The 17,801-nt window shown below is 67.7% G+C and carries 15 protein-coding genes; 5 read left to right on the top strand and 10 right to left on the bottom strand.

The features are described from left to right. Window positions 1-82 precede the first annotated feature (82 nt). Both CKCBHOJB_RS07285 and mltF read left to right on the top strand, forming a co-directional pair. On the top strand, window positions 83-1,099 hold the full coding sequence (locus tag CKCBHOJB_RS07285) for a DnaJ C-terminal domain-containing protein (RefSeq protein ID WP_281051315.1): 1,017 nt from the start codon (window positions 83-85) through the stop codon (window positions 1,097-1,099). Between the two features lie 74 nt (window positions 1,100-1,173). Continuing rightward, entirely contained in the window at window positions 1,174-2,589 is a 1,416-nt protein-coding gene (gene mltF, locus CKCBHOJB_RS07280) for a membrane-bound lytic murein transglycosylase MltF (protein WP_281051314.1), read from the top strand. Window positions 2,590-2,617: 28 nt separating this feature from the next. Here mltF and serS read toward each other — a convergent pair whose 3' ends face one another. Further along, complete coding sequence (gene serS, locus CKCBHOJB_RS07275; RefSeq protein WP_281051313.1) at window positions 2,618-3,910, bottom strand: serine--tRNA ligase; 1,293 nt, start codon at window positions 3,908-3,910, stop codon at window positions 2,618-2,620. A 262-nt stretch (window positions 3,911-4,172) separates the two neighbouring features. On the opposite strand from serS, the gene CKCBHOJB_RS07270 reads away from it, so the two are divergent. Then, window positions 4,173-4,436: a hypothetical protein gene (locus tag CKCBHOJB_RS07270; RefSeq protein ID WP_281051312.1), complete on the top strand. Its 264-nt coding sequence runs from the start codon at window positions 4,173-4,175 to the stop codon at window positions 4,434-4,436. On the opposite strand, the gene CKCBHOJB_RS07265 is transcribed toward CKCBHOJB_RS07270, so the two are convergent. From CKCBHOJB_RS07265 to CKCBHOJB_RS07250, 4 genes are all read right to left on the bottom strand, one after another. Further along, complete coding sequence (locus CKCBHOJB_RS07265; protein WP_281051311.1) at window positions 4,408-5,844, bottom strand: replication-associated recombination protein A; 1,437 nt, start codon at window positions 5,842-5,844, stop codon at window positions 4,408-4,410. The two genes, CKCBHOJB_RS07270 and CKCBHOJB_RS07265, sit on opposite strands and share 29 nt — an antisense overlap. A gap of 12 nt (window positions 5,845-5,856) precedes the next feature. After that, complete coding sequence (gene lolA, locus CKCBHOJB_RS07260; RefSeq protein ID WP_281051310.1) at window positions 5,857-6,519, bottom strand: outer membrane lipoprotein chaperone LolA; 663 nt, start codon at window positions 6,517-6,519, stop codon at window positions 5,857-5,859. Next, window positions 6,516-8,807 (bottom strand): DNA translocase FtsK, encoded by a 2,292-nt coding sequence (locus tag CKCBHOJB_RS07255; RefSeq protein ID WP_281051309.1) that lies wholly within the window; start codon window positions 8,805-8,807, stop codon window positions 6,516-6,518. The genes lolA and CKCBHOJB_RS07255 overlap by 4 nt, the downstream gene beginning before the upstream one ends. A 141-nt stretch (window positions 8,808-8,948) precedes the next feature. Next, complete coding sequence (locus CKCBHOJB_RS07250) at window positions 8,949-9,620, bottom strand: cyclic nucleotide-binding domain-containing protein (RefSeq protein ID WP_281051308.1); 672 nt, start codon at window positions 9,618-9,620, stop codon at window positions 8,949-8,951. 220 nt (window positions 9,621-9,840) lie between these two features. Here CKCBHOJB_RS07250 and trxB point away from each other — a divergent pair, with 220 nt between their 5' ends. Next, the gene (trxB, locus tag CKCBHOJB_RS07245; protein WP_281051307.1) at window positions 9,841-10,794 is read left to right on the top strand and encodes a thioredoxin-disulfide reductase; all 954 of its coding nucleotides are present in this window, start codon (window positions 9,841-9,843) and stop codon (window positions 10,792-10,794) included. 8 nt (window positions 10,795-10,802) lie between these two features. Beyond that, entirely contained in the window at window positions 10,803-11,891 is a 1,089-nt protein-coding gene (locus CKCBHOJB_RS07240) for a Smr/MutS family protein (protein WP_281051306.1), read from the top strand. 47 nt (window positions 11,892-11,938) lie between these two features. On the opposite strand, the gene CKCBHOJB_RS07235 is transcribed toward CKCBHOJB_RS07240, so the two are convergent. From CKCBHOJB_RS07235 to CKCBHOJB_RS07215, 5 genes are all read right to left on the bottom strand, one after another. Beyond that, complete coding sequence (locus tag CKCBHOJB_RS07235) at window positions 11,939-12,277, bottom strand: P-II family nitrogen regulator (protein WP_281051305.1); 339 nt, start codon at window positions 12,275-12,277, stop codon at window positions 11,939-11,941. A gap of 18 nt (window positions 12,278-12,295) precedes the next feature. Next, a complete protein-coding gene (locus CKCBHOJB_RS07230) occupies window positions 12,296-13,924 on the bottom strand; it encodes an NAD+ synthase (RefSeq protein WP_281051304.1) in 1,629 nt (542 codons plus the stop codon). A gap of 130 nt (window positions 13,925-14,054) precedes the next feature. Then, window positions 14,055-14,606: an NUDIX hydrolase gene (locus CKCBHOJB_RS07225; protein WP_281051303.1), complete on the bottom strand. Its 552-nt coding sequence runs from the start codon at window positions 14,604-14,606 to the stop codon at window positions 14,055-14,057. Window positions 14,607-14,767: 161 nt separating this feature from the next. After that, window positions 14,768-16,237 (bottom strand): NADH-quinone oxidoreductase subunit NuoN, encoded by a 1,470-nt coding sequence (gene nuoN / locus CKCBHOJB_RS07220; RefSeq protein WP_281051302.1) that lies wholly within the window; start codon window positions 16,235-16,237, stop codon window positions 14,768-14,770. 50 nt (window positions 16,238-16,287) lie between these two features. Next, window positions 16,288-17,769 (bottom strand): NADH-quinone oxidoreductase subunit M, encoded by a 1,482-nt coding sequence (locus tag CKCBHOJB_RS07215; RefSeq protein ID WP_281051301.1) that lies wholly within the window; start codon window positions 17,767-17,769, stop codon window positions 16,288-16,290. Between the last annotated feature and the right edge of the window lie 32 nt (window positions 17,770-17,801).

Below are 17,801 nucleotides of genomic sequence, written 5' to 3'. Positions count from 1 at the left end.
CAGGCTTTTTTGTTTTCGACCTCTGCAGCCGACGCGCGCGCTCGGTTAAGCTCAGGTTCTCGAGCGCTTCCCGAAACCGACGATGTCCGACGCCCATGCACTGCTAGGGCTGCAGCCCGGCGCCACGACGCAGCAGATCAAGCGCGCGTTCCGCAAGCTGGCCATGCAGTGGCACCCCGATCGCAATCCCGCCCCTGAGGCGGTGGAGCATTTCAAGCTGTTGCGCCAGGCCCACGACCGCCTGCTCGCCGCCCTCCTCGATGACGAGGAGGCGCGGGACGCCGATGAGGCCGAAGCTGCCGACTCCGCTGCAGCGTCGGCAAACACCCGCAGCCGCGGTCCGGACCGCTGGCAAACCCTGGAAATCAGCTTCGAGGACGCCTTCCTCGGCGCCACCCTGCCGGTATGCGTGCGCACCCCCCAGCCCTGCGGCCACTGCGGCGGCGGCGGCCTGGAGAAGCTCAGCGTCAGCCGCCTGTGCGAGCCCTGCCGCGGCTCCGGACGAATCAGCGGCGCGAAGGGTCTGGTTCGCTGTCCCGAGTGCGACGGCCGCGGCTACCGCAACACCCAGGCCTGCAGCCACTGCGCCGGCAGCGGGGAAGAAGTCGTCGAGCGCTGGCTGCAGGTGGTGGTCCCACCCGGGCTGATCGACGATGACGAATTGCGCCTGGCCGGCGAGGGTGAAGCCCATCCCGATGGCCGGCATCCGCGCGGGGACCTCCGCCTGCGCATCCGCCTGGCGCCCCACCCGATCTTCCGCCGCGAGGGCCGGAACCTCGTCATGCAGCGCCCGCTGAGTGCGCTCCGGATGCTCATTGGAGGCCCCTTGCGCATCCCGCATCCGGCCGGCCTGCGCACGATCGCGCTCGAGCCCGGGGTCGCGCACGCGCGCACGCTGCGCGTGGCCGGCGCCGGCTTCCCCGGCCGTGGACGGCGGACAGCCGGCGACCTGGTCATCGAGCTCGAGCCGATGCTGCCGCAGACACCCGACAAGCACCTGCACGCCCTGATCGAGCAGCTCGAACTCGCACTGGGAAACGACGCAGCGCGCCACTTCCCCGAGCTCGCACGCTGGGAGGCCGACTGGGTCGACGAATGAGGCGAGCCATCGTCCTGGGCTGCAGGCCAGCATCGCCCGGCAGCGGGCGCTCCGCGGCGCCGAATCGCGCCGTCATGAGCCGCGATTTCCCCCTTCGCCTGCTGCTGTCCATCCTCATCGCCCTGCTCCTGGCGGCGTGTTCGCCTACCACGGCGCCGCCGCTCGCCGATCATCGCCAGCTCGGCGAGTTGCGCGTCGCGACCCGCCACGACGCGATCTCCTATCGCAAGGATGGCGACGGAGAGGTCCGCGGCTTCGAATACGAACTCCTGCTCGCCCTCGGCGAACGCCTCGGCGTGCCGGTCCGCTTCGACACCTATCCCGACGCGACCCGCGCCCTCGATGCGGTGATCCAGGGGCGCGCCCACCTCGCCGCCGCCGGGCTGGGCCGCAACGACCGCCTGCCGGTGCGCTGGTCGGCGGCGCTGCGTGAAGTGGATTACGTCATTGCAGCCCGTGGCGATGGCACGCCGATTCGCAACGAGGGCGATCTCGCCGGACGGACGGTGAGTGCGCAACGCGGCTCGCTGGCCGCCCAGCACGCCACCGACATCCGCCGCCGGGTGCCGGGCCTCAACGTCCATTTCCCGGTGCGCGACGGCGAGGAGGACTTGCTTGCGAGGCTCGCCGCGGGCGAACTCGATCTGGTCGCCACCGACCGCCTGCATTACGCATTCGCCGCGCGCCTCCATCCCGACATCGACATCGCCTGGGAATTGCCGACACCATCGACGATCTCGTGGGCGACCTCGCTGCGCGACAGCGCCCTCGCGACCGAGGTCGACACCTTCATCGACGAGGCGAAGAAGAGCGGCATGCTGGTGCGCGTCGCCGATCGTCATTTCGGCCACATCCGCCGCCTCCGGGACGCCGACATCAAGGGCTTCCTCGACCGGGTGGGCGAGCGCCTGCCCCGCTACCGGCCCCACTTCGAGGAGGCGGAGGCGCGCACCGGCATCGACTGGCGCTATCTCGCCGCGGTCGCCTACCAGGAATCGCAATGGGACCCTAACGCCACCTCCTTCACCGGGGTGCGCGGGATGATGATGCTGACGTCCGAGACCGCCGACCGGCTCGGCGTCGCCAACCGCCTCGACGCCCGCGAGAGCATCCTCGGCGGTGCGCGTTACCTGGCGATGCTGGAGGACGATCTGCCGGCGGAAGTGCCCGAGCCGGACCGCTCGTGGATGGCCGCTGCAGCCTACAACCTGGGCATGGGGCACTTCAACGGCGCGCGCGCGATCGCACGCAGCCTGGGCAAGGACGAGCACGCCTGGTACGACATGAAGGGCGTGCTGCCCCTGCTGTCGCGACCGCAGTACGCCGCGCGGCTCAAATCCGGTCCGGCGCGCGGTGGCGAAGCGGTGATGATGGCCGAGAACGTGCGCAGCTACTACGACATCCTGCTGCGGCTGGAGCCGCCGCACGCCGCGCCGCTGACCGTGCCCGGCCTGCGCCTCGGACGGCGCGACGCCGGGCCCGGCGAGTGAGGCCCGACGCCGCGCCCGAGCTGCCGGGTCACAGCGGCGCTTCGAGCACCTCGACCCCGCCCATGTAGGGCACCAGCGCCTTCGGGATCACGATCGAGCCGTCGGCCTGCTGGTGGTTCTCCAGCACCGCGACCAGGGTGCGCCCCACCGCGAGGCCGGAGCCGTTGAGGGTGTGCACCAGCTCGTTCTTGCCCTGCGCGTTCTTGAAGCGGGCCTGCATGCGGCGCGCCTGGAAGGCCTCGCAGTTCGAGCAGCTCGAGATCTCGCGGTAGGTGTTCTGCGCCGGCAGCCAGACTTCCAGATCGTAGGTCCTGGCGGCCGAGAAACCCATGTCGCCGGTGCACAGCGTGATCACCCGGTAGGGCAGTTCCAGCTTCTGCAGGATGGCCTCGGCGTGGCCGACCATCTGCTCCAGCGCCTCATTGCTCTTCGACGGCTCGACGATCTGCACCATCTCGACCTTGTCGAACTGGTGCTGGCGGATCATGCCGCGCACGTCGCGCCCGCCGCTGCCGGCCTCGGAGCGGAAGCACGGACTGTGCGCGGTCAAGCGGATCGGCAGCGCGTCGAGCGCGAGCACGTCCTCGCGCACGCTGTTGGTCAGCGTGATCTCGGCGGTGGGGATCAGGTACTGCTCCAGCCCCTCCTCGTCGCCGCCGCGCAGCACCCAGAACAGGTCCTCCTTGAACTTGGGCAGCTGGCCGGTGCCGTAGAGCGCCGAGCCATTGACGATGTAGGGCGTGTAGCACTCGGTATAGCCGTGCTCGCGGGTGTGGGTGTCGAGCATGAACTGCGCCAGCGCGCGGTGCAGGCGCGCCACCGGACCGCGCAGGAAGGCGAAGCGCGAACCGGAAAGCTTGGCGCCGGTCTCGAAGTCGAGACCCAGCGGCGCGCCGAGGTCGACATGATCGCGCACCTCGAAGTCGTAGCTGCGCGGCGTGCCCCAGCGCCGCACCTCGACGTTGCCGGTTTCGTCCACGCCCACCGGCACGTCATCCTGCGGCAGGTTGGGCAGGGTGGCGAGGAAGGCATTGATGCGCTCGAGCAGCACCGGCAGCGCCTGCTCGCAAGCCTTCAGCTCGTCGCCGAGCTGGGCGACCTCGGCCATCACGCCCGAGGCATCCTCGCCCCTGCCCTTGAGCATGCCGATCTGCTTGGAGAGCGCGTTGCGGCGCGCCTGCAGTTCCTGGGTGCGGGTCTGAAGCTGCTTGCGCTCGTCTTCCAGGGCCTGGAAGGCGGCCGTGTCGAGCTGCAGGCCGCGGCTTGCGAGACGAGCGGCGACGGTATCGATCTGGGTGCGAAGGAGCTGGATGTCGAGCATCGGTGAGTTTTCCTGGAGCGTTTCGAATCAGTAACTTGCGACTGGAAGTTAAGGCCTCGTGCCAACGAGGGGACGCAAGCACGGGTTTGCAGAGGACTTTCGATACGCCGCTCACGCATGGCGCACTGCAAAAATTAACTTTTCCAATCAATAACTTGTACGGTTGACGTTACGTAAATTGACCTTGCAAAAGGTCGCTCGTCGATTATCCTTAGATGAGTCATGAAGCCGCGAAGACGGCACAACCTTGGAGGAGTACGGCATGCTATCCATTCGTGACTGCCTGGACTACTGCGACCTCACCGAGGAGGAGGTTTCGCTGATCGCCGAGCATGAGGACATCCCCGACGCGGCCGCAGCGCAGGTGTGTTGCGGCCTCGTGCAGACACCGGAGGGCGTCATGGTCCTGACCAACTTCATGCTCGACCTGATCGAACGCGCGAACGCGCGCGGCGATACCCGGAAGGCGGAGCGGGCAGCGTCGCTGTGCGCGAGGTTCATGAAGGATCATCCCCTCCCGCATTGAGACTCTCCTCGCCCGGCGTCCTTTTCTTCGTCGGGTCTTGACGCGAGGCCGGATCGCCTGACGGGTTCTGCCTCGCGTTTTGTTGGAAGGCCTCGCCGTTGCGCTGCTGGGCATTGCGATCGAGCACGCGCAGGTGGGTGAGCTTTTCGGCGATCCTGCCCTCCATGCCGCGCGGCGTCGGCTGGTACCAGCCGGGCGGCTGGATGCCATCAGGGAGGTAGTTCTCGCCGGCGGCATAGGCCTCGGGCTCGTCGTGCGCGTAGCGGTAGGCCTTGCCGTAATCGAGCGCCTTCATGAGCTTGGTGGGTGCGTTGCGCAGATGCAGCGGCACCGGCCGCGAGCCGTCGCTGGCGACGAAGGCGCGCGCGGCGTTGTAGGCCTTGTAGGCCGCGTTCGACTTCGCGGCGCAGGCCAGGAAGATCGTGACCTGCGCAAGCGCGAGTTCGCCCTCGGGCGAACCCAGCCGCTCGTAGGTCGCGCACGCGTTGAGCGCCATGTCCAGTGCGCGCGGATCGGCGAGACCGATGTCCTCCACCGCCATGCGTATCAGCCGGCGACCGAGATACAGCGGGTCGGCGCCACCATCGAGCATGCGGCACAGCCAGTACAGCGATGCGTCCGGATCCGATCCCCGCACCGACTTGTGCAGGGCCGAAATCTGGTCGTAGAAGGCTTCGCCGCCCTTGTCGAAACGGCGCAGGTTGCGCGACAGCGCCTGATCGACGAAGCCGGCAGTGACCGGATTCACCTTGGCGGTCTCGGCAGCCACCTGGATCTGTTCGATCAGGTTCATCAGGCGGCGCGCGTCGCCGTCGGCGAAGCCGATCAGGCGTTCGCGCGCATCCGCTTCGAAACCGAGCTCTGGACAGGAGATCGCATGCGCACGCTCGAACAGCTGCGCCATCGCCGCCGCATCGAGCGACTCCAGCACATACACCGCGGCACGCGACAAGAGCGCGGAATTGACCTCGAAGGACGGGTTCTCTGTGGTCGCGCCGATGAAGGTCACCAGACCCTGCTCGACATAGGGCAGGAAGGCATCCTGCTGCGCCTTGTTGAAGCGGTGCACCTCGTCGACGAACAGGATCGTGTGCCGCCCGCGCGCCTTGGCCACCTGCGCCTGCTGGATCGCCTCGCGGATCTCCTTGACCCCGGAGAACACCGCCGACAGCGCGCTGAAGTCGGCATCGAAGCCGCGCGCCATCAGCCGTGCAAGCGTGGTCTTGCCGACGCCCGGCGGCCCCCAAAGGATCATCGAGTGCGGCCGGCGCGACTCGAAGGCCAGGCGCAACGGCTTGCCCGGACCGAGCAGATGGGCCTGGCCGGCGACCTCGTCCAGTGTCTTCGGCCGCATGCGCTCGGCGAGCGGTACCTGCGGCGGATCGAGAGCCTCGAAAAGATCGCTCATGCGAACCTGGGCTCAGCGCGTGATGCCGGGCACGTCACCGATGATGTCGGCACCGGCCGGCGGCTTGAAGCTGAAGCGGTCGGCGGCGAGCGCCGGATTGGCACGCAGGCGGGTGAAGCGGATGACCGTCGTCTGGCCGAAATGGTCGCGCATCTCCATGCGCCGGAGCTGGCCATCGGCCAGGCCGATGCGCAGCGACTCGAAGCCGCTCTCGGTCTGCTTCGGGCGCGCCTCCGCCCAGGCCAGGCCGTCGTGCTCGCCACCGTCGGCGAGCTCGAAGCTGTCGTCGAGCGCACCGCTGCCGAACAGGATCGCTGCCGGCGTGGCGCCGAGCGCGTCGCCGATCTCGCGCACCGTGACCTGGTTCAGGTCCGGATCCCAGGACCACAGCACCTTGCCGTCACCGACCAGCTCCTGCCGGTAGGGACGGTCGTAAATCCAGTGAAAGCGGCCCGGGCGCGCGTAAGCGAAGCTGCCGGACGCCTCCTGGGGGCGGCGCCCCGACTGCGCGGTCACCACCTGTTCGAATTCGCCCTCGGCGCTGCGCGCGCCATCGACGAAGGCACGCAACTGGGCCACGCCGTCGGCGGCGACCGCCGTCAGCGCCGCCGCGGCCAGCGCGGCCCCCGCCAGCCCGCGCATCAGCACGGGCACTGCTTTACTGACCAGGCTCATTCACCCTCCTTGGCCGGAACGATGACTTCACGGTTGCCGTTGCTGCCCATCGGCGACACCAGGCCGGCGCGCTCCATCTGCTCGATCAGGCGCGCCGCGCGGTTGTAGCCGATGCGCAGATGACGCTGCACCAGCGAGATCGACGGCCGCCGCGTCTTGATGACGATCTCCACCGCCTGGTCGTAGAGCGCGTCCGACTCGCCGTCGCCGCCCTCCCCGCCGCCACCGAGCGCGGCGTCCAGGTCGTCCTCGGGGGTGGACAGGATGCCCTCGATGTAGTCCGGCGGGCCGAGCCGCTTCAGGTGGTCGACGACCTTGTGCACCTCGTCGTCGGCGACGAAGGCGCCGTGAACCCGGACCGGCAGGCCGGTGCCGGGGGCGAGATAGAGCATGTCGCCCATGCCGAGCAGGGTCTCGGCGCCCATCTGGTCGAGGATGGTGCGCGAGTCGATCTTGCTGGAGACCTGGAAGGCGATCCGCGTCGGCACGTTGGCCTTGATCAGGCCGGTGATCACGTCCACCGACGGGCGCTGGGTGGCGAGGATGAGGTGGATGCCGGCGGCGCGCGCCTTCTGCGCCAGGCGGGCGATCAGCTCCTCGACCTTCTTGCCGACCACCATCATCATGTCGGCAAGCTCGTCCACCACAACCACGATATACGGCAAGGGCTCGAGCGGCTCGGGGTTCTCGGGGCTGATCGAGAACGGATTGGTGAGCGGGGTCTCGGCCTTGCGCGCCTCCTGCACCGCCTTGTTGAAGCCGGCGAGGTTGCGCACGCCGACCGCGGCCATCAGCTTGTAGCGCTTGTCCATCTCGGTCACGCACCAGTTGAGCGCGTTGGCCGCATGCTTCATGTCGGTCACGACCGGCGCCAGCAGGTGCGGGATGCCCTCGTAGATCGACAGTTCGAGCATCTTCGGGTCGACCATGATCAGCCGCACGCGCTCGGGCTCGCTCTTGTAGATCAGCGACAGGATCATCGCGTTGATGCCCACCGACTTGCCCGAGCCGGTGGTGCCGGCCACCAGCAGGTGCGGCATCTTGGCGAGATCGGCGACCACCGGCTGACCGCCGATGTCCTTGCCGAGCACCACGGTGAGCGGCGAATGCGCGTCCTGGTACACCTTGGAGCCGACGATCTCCGACAGGCGCACCATCTGCCGCTTCGGATTGGGCAGCTCGAGCGCCATGCACGACTTGCCGGGCACGGTCTCGACGACGCGGATCGACACCAGCGACAGCGCACGCGCGAGGTCCTTGGCCAGATTGACCACCTGGCTGCCCTTGACCCCGGTGGCGGGCTCGATCTCGTAGCGGGTGATGACCGGGCCGGGGTAGGCGGCGAGCACCTTCACCTCGACGCCGAAGTCGGCGAGCTTGGTCTCGATCACGCGCGAGGTGAACTCCAGCGACTCGGGCGACGGCGGCTCGACGCCACCGCTGGCCGGATCGAGCAGGGACACCGGCGGGATCGCCCCTTCAGGCGCATCGGCGAACAGGGTCTGCTGACGCTCCTTCTCGACGCGCTCGGACTTCGGGACCGCCACTACCGCCGGCTCGATGCGCAGCGGCGCCGGCGCCTCCTTCTCGACCTTGCGCCGGCGGGTCTGCACCACCGCCTCGCGCTTGACGGCGATCTCGCGACCGGCCCGGCGATCCTGCCAGCGCATCCAGGCCTGCTGGATGCCGGTGACGCCCTGCTCCAGGCACAGGCCGATGCGCTCGACCACGGCCAGCCAGGACAGGCCGGTGAACAGCGACAGGCCCGATGCCATCAGCGCCAGCAGCATCAGCGTGCCGCCGGTGAAGCCGAAATAACGCTGGGTCAGCTGGCCGAGCTCCATGCCGAGCAGGCCGCCCGGCTCGAGCGGCACCGCCGCACCATGGGAATGGAAACGCAGGAATTCGAGCGCGCTGCTGGTCAGCAGCACGACGAAGAAGCCGATCATCACGAAGATGAAGGAGCGGTGGTCGAGCTCGAGCCGGTTCTTGAGGCGACGGAAGCCCCACAGCAGGCTGTAGCCGAGGAAGACCACCCACCACCACGAGGACAGGCCGAAGAGGTAGAGCAGCAGGTCCGCCAGCCAGGCGCCGAAGCGCCCGCCGGGGTTGGCGACGCGGGCCACGTCGGCCGCATGCGACCAGCCGGGATCGGCCTCGTTGTAGCCGACCAGCACGAGGCCGACGTACAGCGACATCACGCCCAGGATCAGCCAGCGTGCTTCCTGCAGCAGGAGCGAGATCTTTTCCGGCAGCGGCTGGGAACGGGAGGACGAGCGAGACAGCATTGCGTTGCGACCAGGCGGCCAGAGTGAAACAACCGCTGGATTATACGGGATCGGCCGCATCGACCGCGGCCGATGTTGCGCCTGCTCACAAAGCCGTCATGCGCTGCAGCCGGTGGCCCGCGGGCAACGCCCGTACGGGGCTCAGACGTCGCCGAGGCGCTCGCGCAGCAGGATACCGTCGGCACGCTCCTCGATCAGCCCCTGCTGGCCGAGGTCCTTCATGACCCGGCTGACCATCTCGCGCGAGGCGCCGATCATCTTGGCGATGTCCTGCTTGGAGATCTTGCGCACCACCACCGCCTCGCCGCCGACATCCTCGGACATCTCGATCAGCAGGCGGGCAACCCGGCCGTAGACGTCCATCAGCGCGAGGCTCTCGATCTTGCGGTCCGCGTTGCGCAGGCGCTCGGCGAGGTTGCACATGATGCGCCACGACACGTCGAAGCTGTCGTGCATGATGCGGCGGAAATCCTGCTTCGAGATCAGCACCAGATCGGCCGGCACCACCGCGATCACCGACGCCGAGCGCGGCCGCTCCTCGAACATCCCCATCTCTCCGAACAGCTCACCCTGGCCGAGGATGGACAGGATCACCTCGCGCCCATCCTCGTCGCTGACCACGACCTTCAGGCTGCCGGTCAGCACGAGATAGACATAGTCGGGTCGATCGCCGGCACACACCACGGATTGACCGCGGGGGAACCTGCGCATCATCGACACCCGGGCGATGTTGCCCAGGGCCTCGTCCGACAGGCCGTGGAACAGCGGAAACGTCTTCAGGGCGACGACGGAAACGGCGGTGGTCTGAGACATGCACACTCCGGCAAACACGAGGAAACAGATTGATGCGTCGATAAGCAGCACTGCAAGTGTAATCGAATGTGACGCCGACCATGATGACAGCGTGGAATCTGCGCCCGCCCCCCGCCGGGGGAGCCGCCGATTGTCGGCGCCAATCGGCGCCATCGCCGCGTGCGCGACGCCCCTCCGCTATAATTCGCGCCTTGTCCCGTTACGCGCTGGAATGCTCCTCATGACCACGAAACACGCCCGCCTGCTGATCCTCGGTTCCGGCCCCGCCGGCTACACCGCCGCCGTCTATGCCGCCCGCGCCAACCTGAATCCGGTGCTGATCACCGGCCTCGCCCAGGGTGGCCAGCTGATGACGACGACCGAGGTGGACAACTGGCCGGCCGACGCCGACGGTGTGATGGGCCCGGACCTGATGGCGCGCTTCCAGAAGCATGCCGAGCGCTTCAACACCGAGATGATCTTCGACCACATCCACACCGTGAAGCTGGCCGAGAAGCCCTTCCGCCTGGTCGGCGACAACGGCGAATACACCTGCGATGCGCTGATCATCTCCACCGGCGCCACCGCCAAGTACCTCGGCCTGCCCTCCGAGGAGAAATTCGCCGGCCGCGGCGTGTCGGCGTGCGCGACCTGCGACGGCTTCTTTTACCGCAACCAGGAGGTCGCCGTGATCGGCGGCGGCAACACCGCGGTCGAGGAAGCCCTCTACCTCGCCAACATCGCGAAGAAGGTCACCCTGGTGCACCGCCGCGAGAAGTTCCGCGCCGAGAAGATCATGATCGACAAGCTGATGGAGAAGGTCGCCGCGGGCAAGATCGAGCTGGCGCTCAACGCCACGCTCGACGAGGTGCTCGGCGACAACAGCGGCGTGACCGGCATGCGCATCAAGGACGTCAATACCGGCGCCGCCCGCGAAGTCGCGCTGCAGGGCGTGTTCATCGCCATCGGCCACAAGCCCAACACCGACATCTTCGAAGGCCAGCTCGAGATGGAAGGCGGCTACATCGTGACCCAGGGCGGACGCAACGGCAACGCGACCCAGACCAGCGTGCCGGGCGTGTTCGCCGCCGGCGACGTGCAGGACCACATCTACCGCCAGGCCGTGACCTCGGCCGGTACCGGCTGCATGGCCGCGCTCGACGCCGAGCGCTATCTCGACGCGCTGGGCAACTGAGCATCGCGATGGGGCGCCGCACGGCCAGGGCACAAGCCGGCGAGACCGCACGAGGCACCAGCCAGGCGGCCGACAAGGCGCCGGTGAACAATCCGTTCGCCGGCCTGCGCGCCCGCCTGCACGGCGCAAACGAGCAGGCGCCCGCCGCGCCCGCCCCGGCCAAGCGCATCCGCCACAAACTCGAGGAAGAGGCGCCGAACGCCGCCAAGGCCCCGAGCGAAGCGGCACTCGACGCCGCCGACCTCGAGCTGTTCCGCAAGGCCGCAGGCTCGGTGCTCCCGGTGCGCGGCGGCGACCGCGTCGAGATCGAACGCCCACGCCCCGCCCCCAAGCCGCGCGCCGCGCACGTCGACGATGAAGCGGCCGAGCCGGCGCGACCGGCGCGAAGCGAATCCGACCCGCTGCGCCTCGCCTACGAGGGCGTGATGCCGCTGTGCGACAGCGGGCGCGTCGAACTGGACACCGCTTTGCGCCACGCAATCCGTCAGCCCGGCACCGCACGCCCGGCGGCCGTCCAGCGTCCGGACGCGATCGTGCTGCCGCCGGACGCGGATCTCGCCGATCCGTCGGCGCTGTTCCGCAGCGTGATCGGCGATGCGCGACCGGTCGGCGACCGCAACCGGGTGGAACTGGAGCGCCCGCCGCCGCTGCCGGCGCCGATCAAGCGCGAGGCCGACGAGCGTGCGGCCCTGGACGAGTCCCTGGCGGCGCCGCTGACCTTCGAGGACCGCCTCGACATGGGCGAGGAAGCCGCCTTCCTCCGCCCCGGCCTGCCGCGCCGGGTGCTGACCGACCTGCGTCGCGGGCGCTGGGTGCTCCAGGGCCAGATCGACCTTCACGGCCTCACCCGCGACGAAGCGCGCGCGGCCCTGGCGCAGTTCCTGCACGACGCGCTCGCCCAGGGCAAGCGCTGCATCCGCGTGATCCACGGCAAGGGCCACGGCTCGCCGGGCAAGGTCTCGATCCTGAAGCAGCTATCGCGCGGCTGGCTCGCCCAGCGCGAGGAAATCCTGTGCTTCTGCCAGGCCGGTCCGCACGACGGCGGCGGCGGCGCACTGCTGGTGCTGTTGCGCGCGCAGAACGCCGCACAACGCTGAGCGTGATTCCCGGGCGCCGGCAGCGCGGCGCCGGGACGCGAAAAGGCTCAGATGGCCGCTTCGTTGGTCTCGCCGGTACGGATGCGGATCACCTGCTCCACCGGGCTGACGAAGATCTTGCCGTCACCGATCTTGCCGGTGTGCGCAGCCTTGACGATCGCCTCCACCGCCTGGTCCACCATGTCGTCCGCGAGCACCACCTCGACCTTGATCTTGGGCAGGAAGTCGACGACGTACTCGGCGCCGCGGTACAGCTCGGTGTGCCCCTTCTGGCGTCCGAAGCCCTTCACCTCGGTCACGGTGAGGCCGGTGATGCCGACCTCGGACAACCCCTCGCGCACCTCGTCCAGCTTGAACGGCTTGATGATCGCCTCGATCTTCTTCATCCACGTCTCTCCTTTGGTTCAGAACTCGTCCTGGTAACGGGATGTTATCGGATAACGCCAGTCCCTGCCGAAGCCGCGCTGCGTGACCCGGATGCCCACCGGGGCCTGGCGGCGCTTGTACTCGTTGCGCTTGAGCAGCGTCACGGTGCGCCGGACCTCGGCCTCCGGGAAGCCGGCGGCGATGATCTCGCGCGGCGACTGGTCGCGCTCCATGTAGGCCTCGATGATGGCGTCGAGCATGTCGTAGGGCGGCAGGCTGTCCTGGTCCTTCTGATCGGGCTTGAGCTCGGCCGAGGGCGGACGATCGATGATGTTCTGCGGAATCACCGGGCTCACCGTGTTGCGCCAGTTCGACAGGCGGAACACAAGGGTCTTGTAGAGGTCCTTGAGCACCGCGAAACCGCCCGCCATGTCGCCGTACAGGGTGGCGTAGCCGGTCGCCATCTCGCTCTTGTTGCCGGTGGTCAGCACGATCGCGCCGCTCTTGTTCGACAGCGCCATCAGGATCATGCCGCGGATGCGTGCCTGCAGGTTCTCCTCGGTGGTGTCGGCGGGCAGCCCGGCGAACTGGGGGGCGAGCAGGTCGGCGAAGACCTTCATCGCCGGCTCGATCGGGATCTCGTCGTAGCGCACGCCGAGGCGGCGCACCATCTCACGCGAATCGTCCAGGCTCATCTGCGCGGTGTACGGCGAAGGCATCATCACCGCACGCACCCGGTCCGCGCCGAGAGCGTCCACCGCGATCGCCAGCGTCAGCGCCGAGTCGATGCCGCCCGACAGGCCGATGATCGCGCCGGGAAAATGGTTCTTGCCGAGGTAGTCGCGCACCCCGACGCGGAGCGCCTCGTAGGCCTCGGCCTCCAGCGTGCGCGCCTGCGCCATGCCGCCGCCCAGCCAGGCGCCAGCCTCGTAGCGCAGCACCTCGACGCGCTCGACGAAGCTTTCGGCCTGGTAGCACAGCGCACCATCGCGATCGAGGGCGAAGGACGCGCCGTCGAACACCAGCTCGTCCTGGCCGCCGACCATGTTGCAATACAACACCGGCAGCCCGGTCTCGCGCACCCGGTCGCGCAGCACCTGCAGGCGTTGCACCTGCTTGTTCATGTGGTAGGGCGAGGCGTTGAGCGCCAGCAGCACCTGCGCGCCGGCGGCGAGCGCGGCCGCGGCCGGCGCGGGCTCCCATACGTCCGCACAGATGTTGACGCCGAAGCGCACGCCCCTGCATTCGAACACGCAGGCGGCATTCCCGGCCTCGAAGTAGCGCTCCTCGTCGAACACCTCGTAGTTCGGCAGCAGGCTCTTGTGATAGCGGGCGATCACCTTGCCTTCGCGCAGCACCGAGGCGGCGTTGTAGCGCTCGTAGCCGTCCTCGGCCGGATGACCGAGCACCACGACGATGCCCTGCGCGGCGGCGGCGATGCGTGCGGTCTCGCGGCTGCAGGCGCGATAGAAGTCCGGCCGCAGCAGCAGGTCCTCCGGGGGATAACCCGACAGCGCGAGCTCGGGCGTCAGCAGCAGGTCGGCGCCGGCGGCACGCGCCTCCCCGATGGCGGCGATGATCCGGTCGGCGTTGCCGGCCAGGTCCCCCACCGTCAGGTTGAGCTGTGCGACGGCGATCGAAACGGGAGAGTGTGGGTGTGCGTTCATGGGGCGAAACTATACCGCGTCGACGCCGCCGCGGAAGGCCGCATCCCGCGGCAGGGAGCGGACATGGGTTCGCCGCAACGCGCTGCGATGGCCGATGCGTCCGCCCCTGCCCGGCCCGCAAGCCGACCCTTCAGCGGATGAAGGGCAAGGCCCTGTAGAAGGCGGTGACGGTCTTGGCGTCGGTGATCTCGCCGCTGCGAATGCCGGCCTCGACCGCATCGACCGAAAGGTGCAGGACTTCGAGGAACTCCCCGTCGTCCCAGGCGTGGCCGACATGCCTCAGTTCGCGCGCCACGAAGATCTCGATGCGCTCGTCCGAGTAGCCGATGCAGGGATGCATCACCCCCACGTGCCGCCAGTCCCCGGCCTCGTAGCCGGTCTCCTCGCGCAGCTCGCGCACCGCGCACGCGAGGATGTCCTCGCCCGCATCGATCTTGCCGGCGGGCAGTTCGAGGAAGGCGCGCCCGAGCGGATAGCGGAACTGGCGCTCGAACAACAGCGAGCCATCGTCGAGCTGGGCCACCACGACCACGGCGCCGGGATGGCGGATGTACTCCCGCACGCTCTCGCCGCCGTCCGGCAGGCGCACGCGGTCGCGCCACACCTTCAGGAGCGCACCGTCGAAGACCTGTTCCGACTCGAGCGCCTGTTCGTGCAAGGGGTCGTCGTGCTTGCTGCTCATTCCTTCATCCTCTGCCCCACGATCCCGTGCGGGCCTCGCCTGATCCGACCCGCGCCGGCAAGGTTCGCGGGTGTCGGAAGTCACCGACCGGTTAACGGCAAACTGGCCATCGTGAACACGATGGCCAGTTTGCGGGAACTGCCTGTTGCCGTCCGACGCGCTCAGAGCGATCCGAGCAGCGCGTAGGCGCACACCGACATCAGCATCTGCGGCGCGAGACCCAGCGCGGCGATGGCGATGCCGTTCGCCGACAGCATCACGCGCACCTCGGCCGGCGCACTGATCGGCGAGGCATCGACCGGCTCGTCGAAGTACATCAGCTTGACCACGCGCAGGTAGTAGAACGCGCCGATCACCGACATCACCACCGCCAGCACGGCGAGCCAGAAGTAGCCTGCGGCAACCACCGCCTGCAGCACCGACAGCTTGGCGAAGAAGCCGATGAAGAAGGGCACGCCAGCCATCGAGAACATCACGAACAGCATCATCAGCGCGTACCAGGAGCTGCGCTTGTTGAGGCCCTTGAAGTCGTCGAGGTTCTCCGCTTCGAAACCGGCACGCGACAGCAGGATGACCATGCCGAATGACGCCAGGCTCATGATCACGTAGGACACGGCGTAGAACATCGCCGAGCTGTAGGCGTTGAGCGCGAAGTGGCGATCGCCCTCGACCACGCCGGCGAGCAGGCCGAGCAGCACGAAGCCCATGTGCGAGATACCGGAGTAGGCCAGCATGCGCTTGATGTTCTGCTGCGCGATCGCGGCCAGGTTGCCCAGCACGATCGAGGCTGCCGCCACCAGCATCAGCATCAGCTGCCATTCCTCGGCGATGTCGAACAGCGCCCAGATCAGCAGGCGGACCGCCATCGCGAACGCGGCCAGCTTGGGCGCGGTGGCGATGACCAGGGTCACCGCGGTCGGGGCGCCCTGATAGACGTCGGGCACCCACATGTGGAAGGGCACCACGCCGAGCTTGAAGCAGATGCCGGCGACCAGGAAGACGAGGCCGAACATCAGCACGGTCTGGTTCGCCGACTGGTTGTAGATCGCCTGGGCGATGGCCGAGAACTCGAGCGTGCCGGTCGCCCCATAGACCATCGACATGCCGTAAAGCAGCAGGCCCGAGGCCAGCGCGCCGAGGACGAAGTACTTCATCGCCGCCTCGGTCGAGCGCGCGGAATCGCGATCGAAGGCCACCATCGTGTACAGCGCCAGCGACATCATCTCGAGGCCGATATACATCGGCAGCATGTGGTTGGCGGTCACCATCACCATCATGCCCAGCGTCATCAGTAGCGCGAGCAGGTAGTACTCGGGCTTGTCGATCTTGCGATCGGCCATGTAGCCGCGGCCGTAGAGCAACGCGATGGCGGTGGAGAAGTAGATCATCAGCTTCAGGAAATCGCCCATCAGGTCGCTGATGAACAGATTGTTGAAGGTGTGCACCACCTCGCCTTCCATCGTGTAGATGGTGATGAAGGCCGCAGCGACCAGGGTCGCCTGCGTCAGGAAGTAGGACAGGTTGCGGGCGATGCTGCGCGCGAAGGTGCTCGCCAGCATGATCACCAGGGCCATGACGGCCACGAAGATCTCGGCCGCTGCGGGGTAGAAGTCGGGGACGACGAAATTCATCTTCTGACCAGTCCGTTAAGAGTCTCTCGGGCGCTTGCGCTGAATCGCGCTCAGAGCTTGCTCACGGCAACATGCCGCAGGAGTTCGTTGACCGAGGCGTGCATCACTTCGGTGAAGGGGAAGGGATACAGGCCCATCGCCAGCACGCAGGCGGCGAGGATCGCGAGGAAGGCGAACTCGCGACCGTTGATGTCCTCGAGCTCGGCGACGTGCTTGTTCGCGATCTTGCCGAACACGACGCGCTTGTACATCCACAGCGAGTAGGCCGCGCCCAGGATCAGGGTGGTTGCAGCCACGAAACCGATCCAGAAGTTGTACTGCACCGCGCCGAGCACGACCATGAACTCGCCGACGAAGCCGGAGGTGGCCGGCAGGCCGGAGTTGGCCATCGCGAACAGCATGAAGAACGCGGCGAACTTCGGCATGGTGTTCACCACCCCGCCGTAGTCGGCGATCTGGCGCGAATGCATGCGATCGTAGAGCACGCCGATGCACAGGAACATCGCACCCGACACGAAGCCGTGCGAGATCATCTGCACCAGCGCGCCTTCCACGCCGAGCGGGTTGAACATGAAGAAGCCCAGGGTCACGAAGCCCATGTGCGAGATCGACGAATAGGCGACAAGCTTCTTCATGTCGGCCTGCACCAGGGCGACGAAGCCGATGTACACCACCGCGATCAGCGACAGCGTGATCACCAGCGGCGCGAGCTGCTGCGCGGCGTCCGGCACGATCGGCAGCGAGAAGCGCAGGAAACCGTAGGCGCCGAGCTTCAGGGCGATCGCGGCCAGTACAACCGAACCGCCGGTGGGCGCCTCGACGTGGGCGTCGGGCAGCCAGGTGTGCACCGGCCACATCGGCACCTTGACGCCGAAGGCGATCAGGAAGGCGAGGAAGATCAGGATCTGCGGCTCGATCGGCAGCGGCAGCTGATGCCAGTCGAGGATGCTGAAGCTGCCGCCCGACTGCATGAACAGGTACAGCAGCGCGATCAGCATCAGCAGCGAGCCGAGCAGGGTGTAGAGGAAGAACTTGATCGCCGCATACACGCGGTTGGCGCCGCCCCAGATGCCGATGATCAGGTACAGCGGGATCAGCGAAGCCTCGAAGAAGACGTAGAACAGCACGCCGTCGAGTGCGGAAAAGATGCCGTTCATCAGGCCCGACATGATCAGGAAGGCGGCCATGTACTGCGCGACCTTGTCCTGGATGACCTGCCAGCCCGCCATCACCACGAGGATGGTGATGAAGGCGTTGAGGAGCACGAACAGCACCGACAGCCCATCGACCCCGAGGTGGTAGTTGATGTTGAAGCGCGGCACCCAGGAGGTCAGCTCGACGAACTGCATCGCGCTGGTCGTGGTGTCGAAGCCGGTGTAGAGCGGAATCGTCACGACGAAGGCAGCCACGGCGACCACGAAGGCGATCATGCGCGCCAGCGGGGCGTTGCGATCCGAGCCGGTCGCAAGCACCAGCAGGCCACCGAGAATCGGTACCCAGATCGCCAGACTGAGGAGAGGAATGTCCGTCATCGTTGCTTTCCGTTCAGTGCGCCGCACGCGGC

Source organism: Thauera sp. GDN1, from assembly GCF_029223545.1.
Lineage (GTDB): Bacteria > Pseudomonadota > Gammaproteobacteria > Burkholderiales > Rhodocyclaceae > Thauera.
This window is presented reverse-complemented; position numbering and strand designations above follow the sequence as displayed.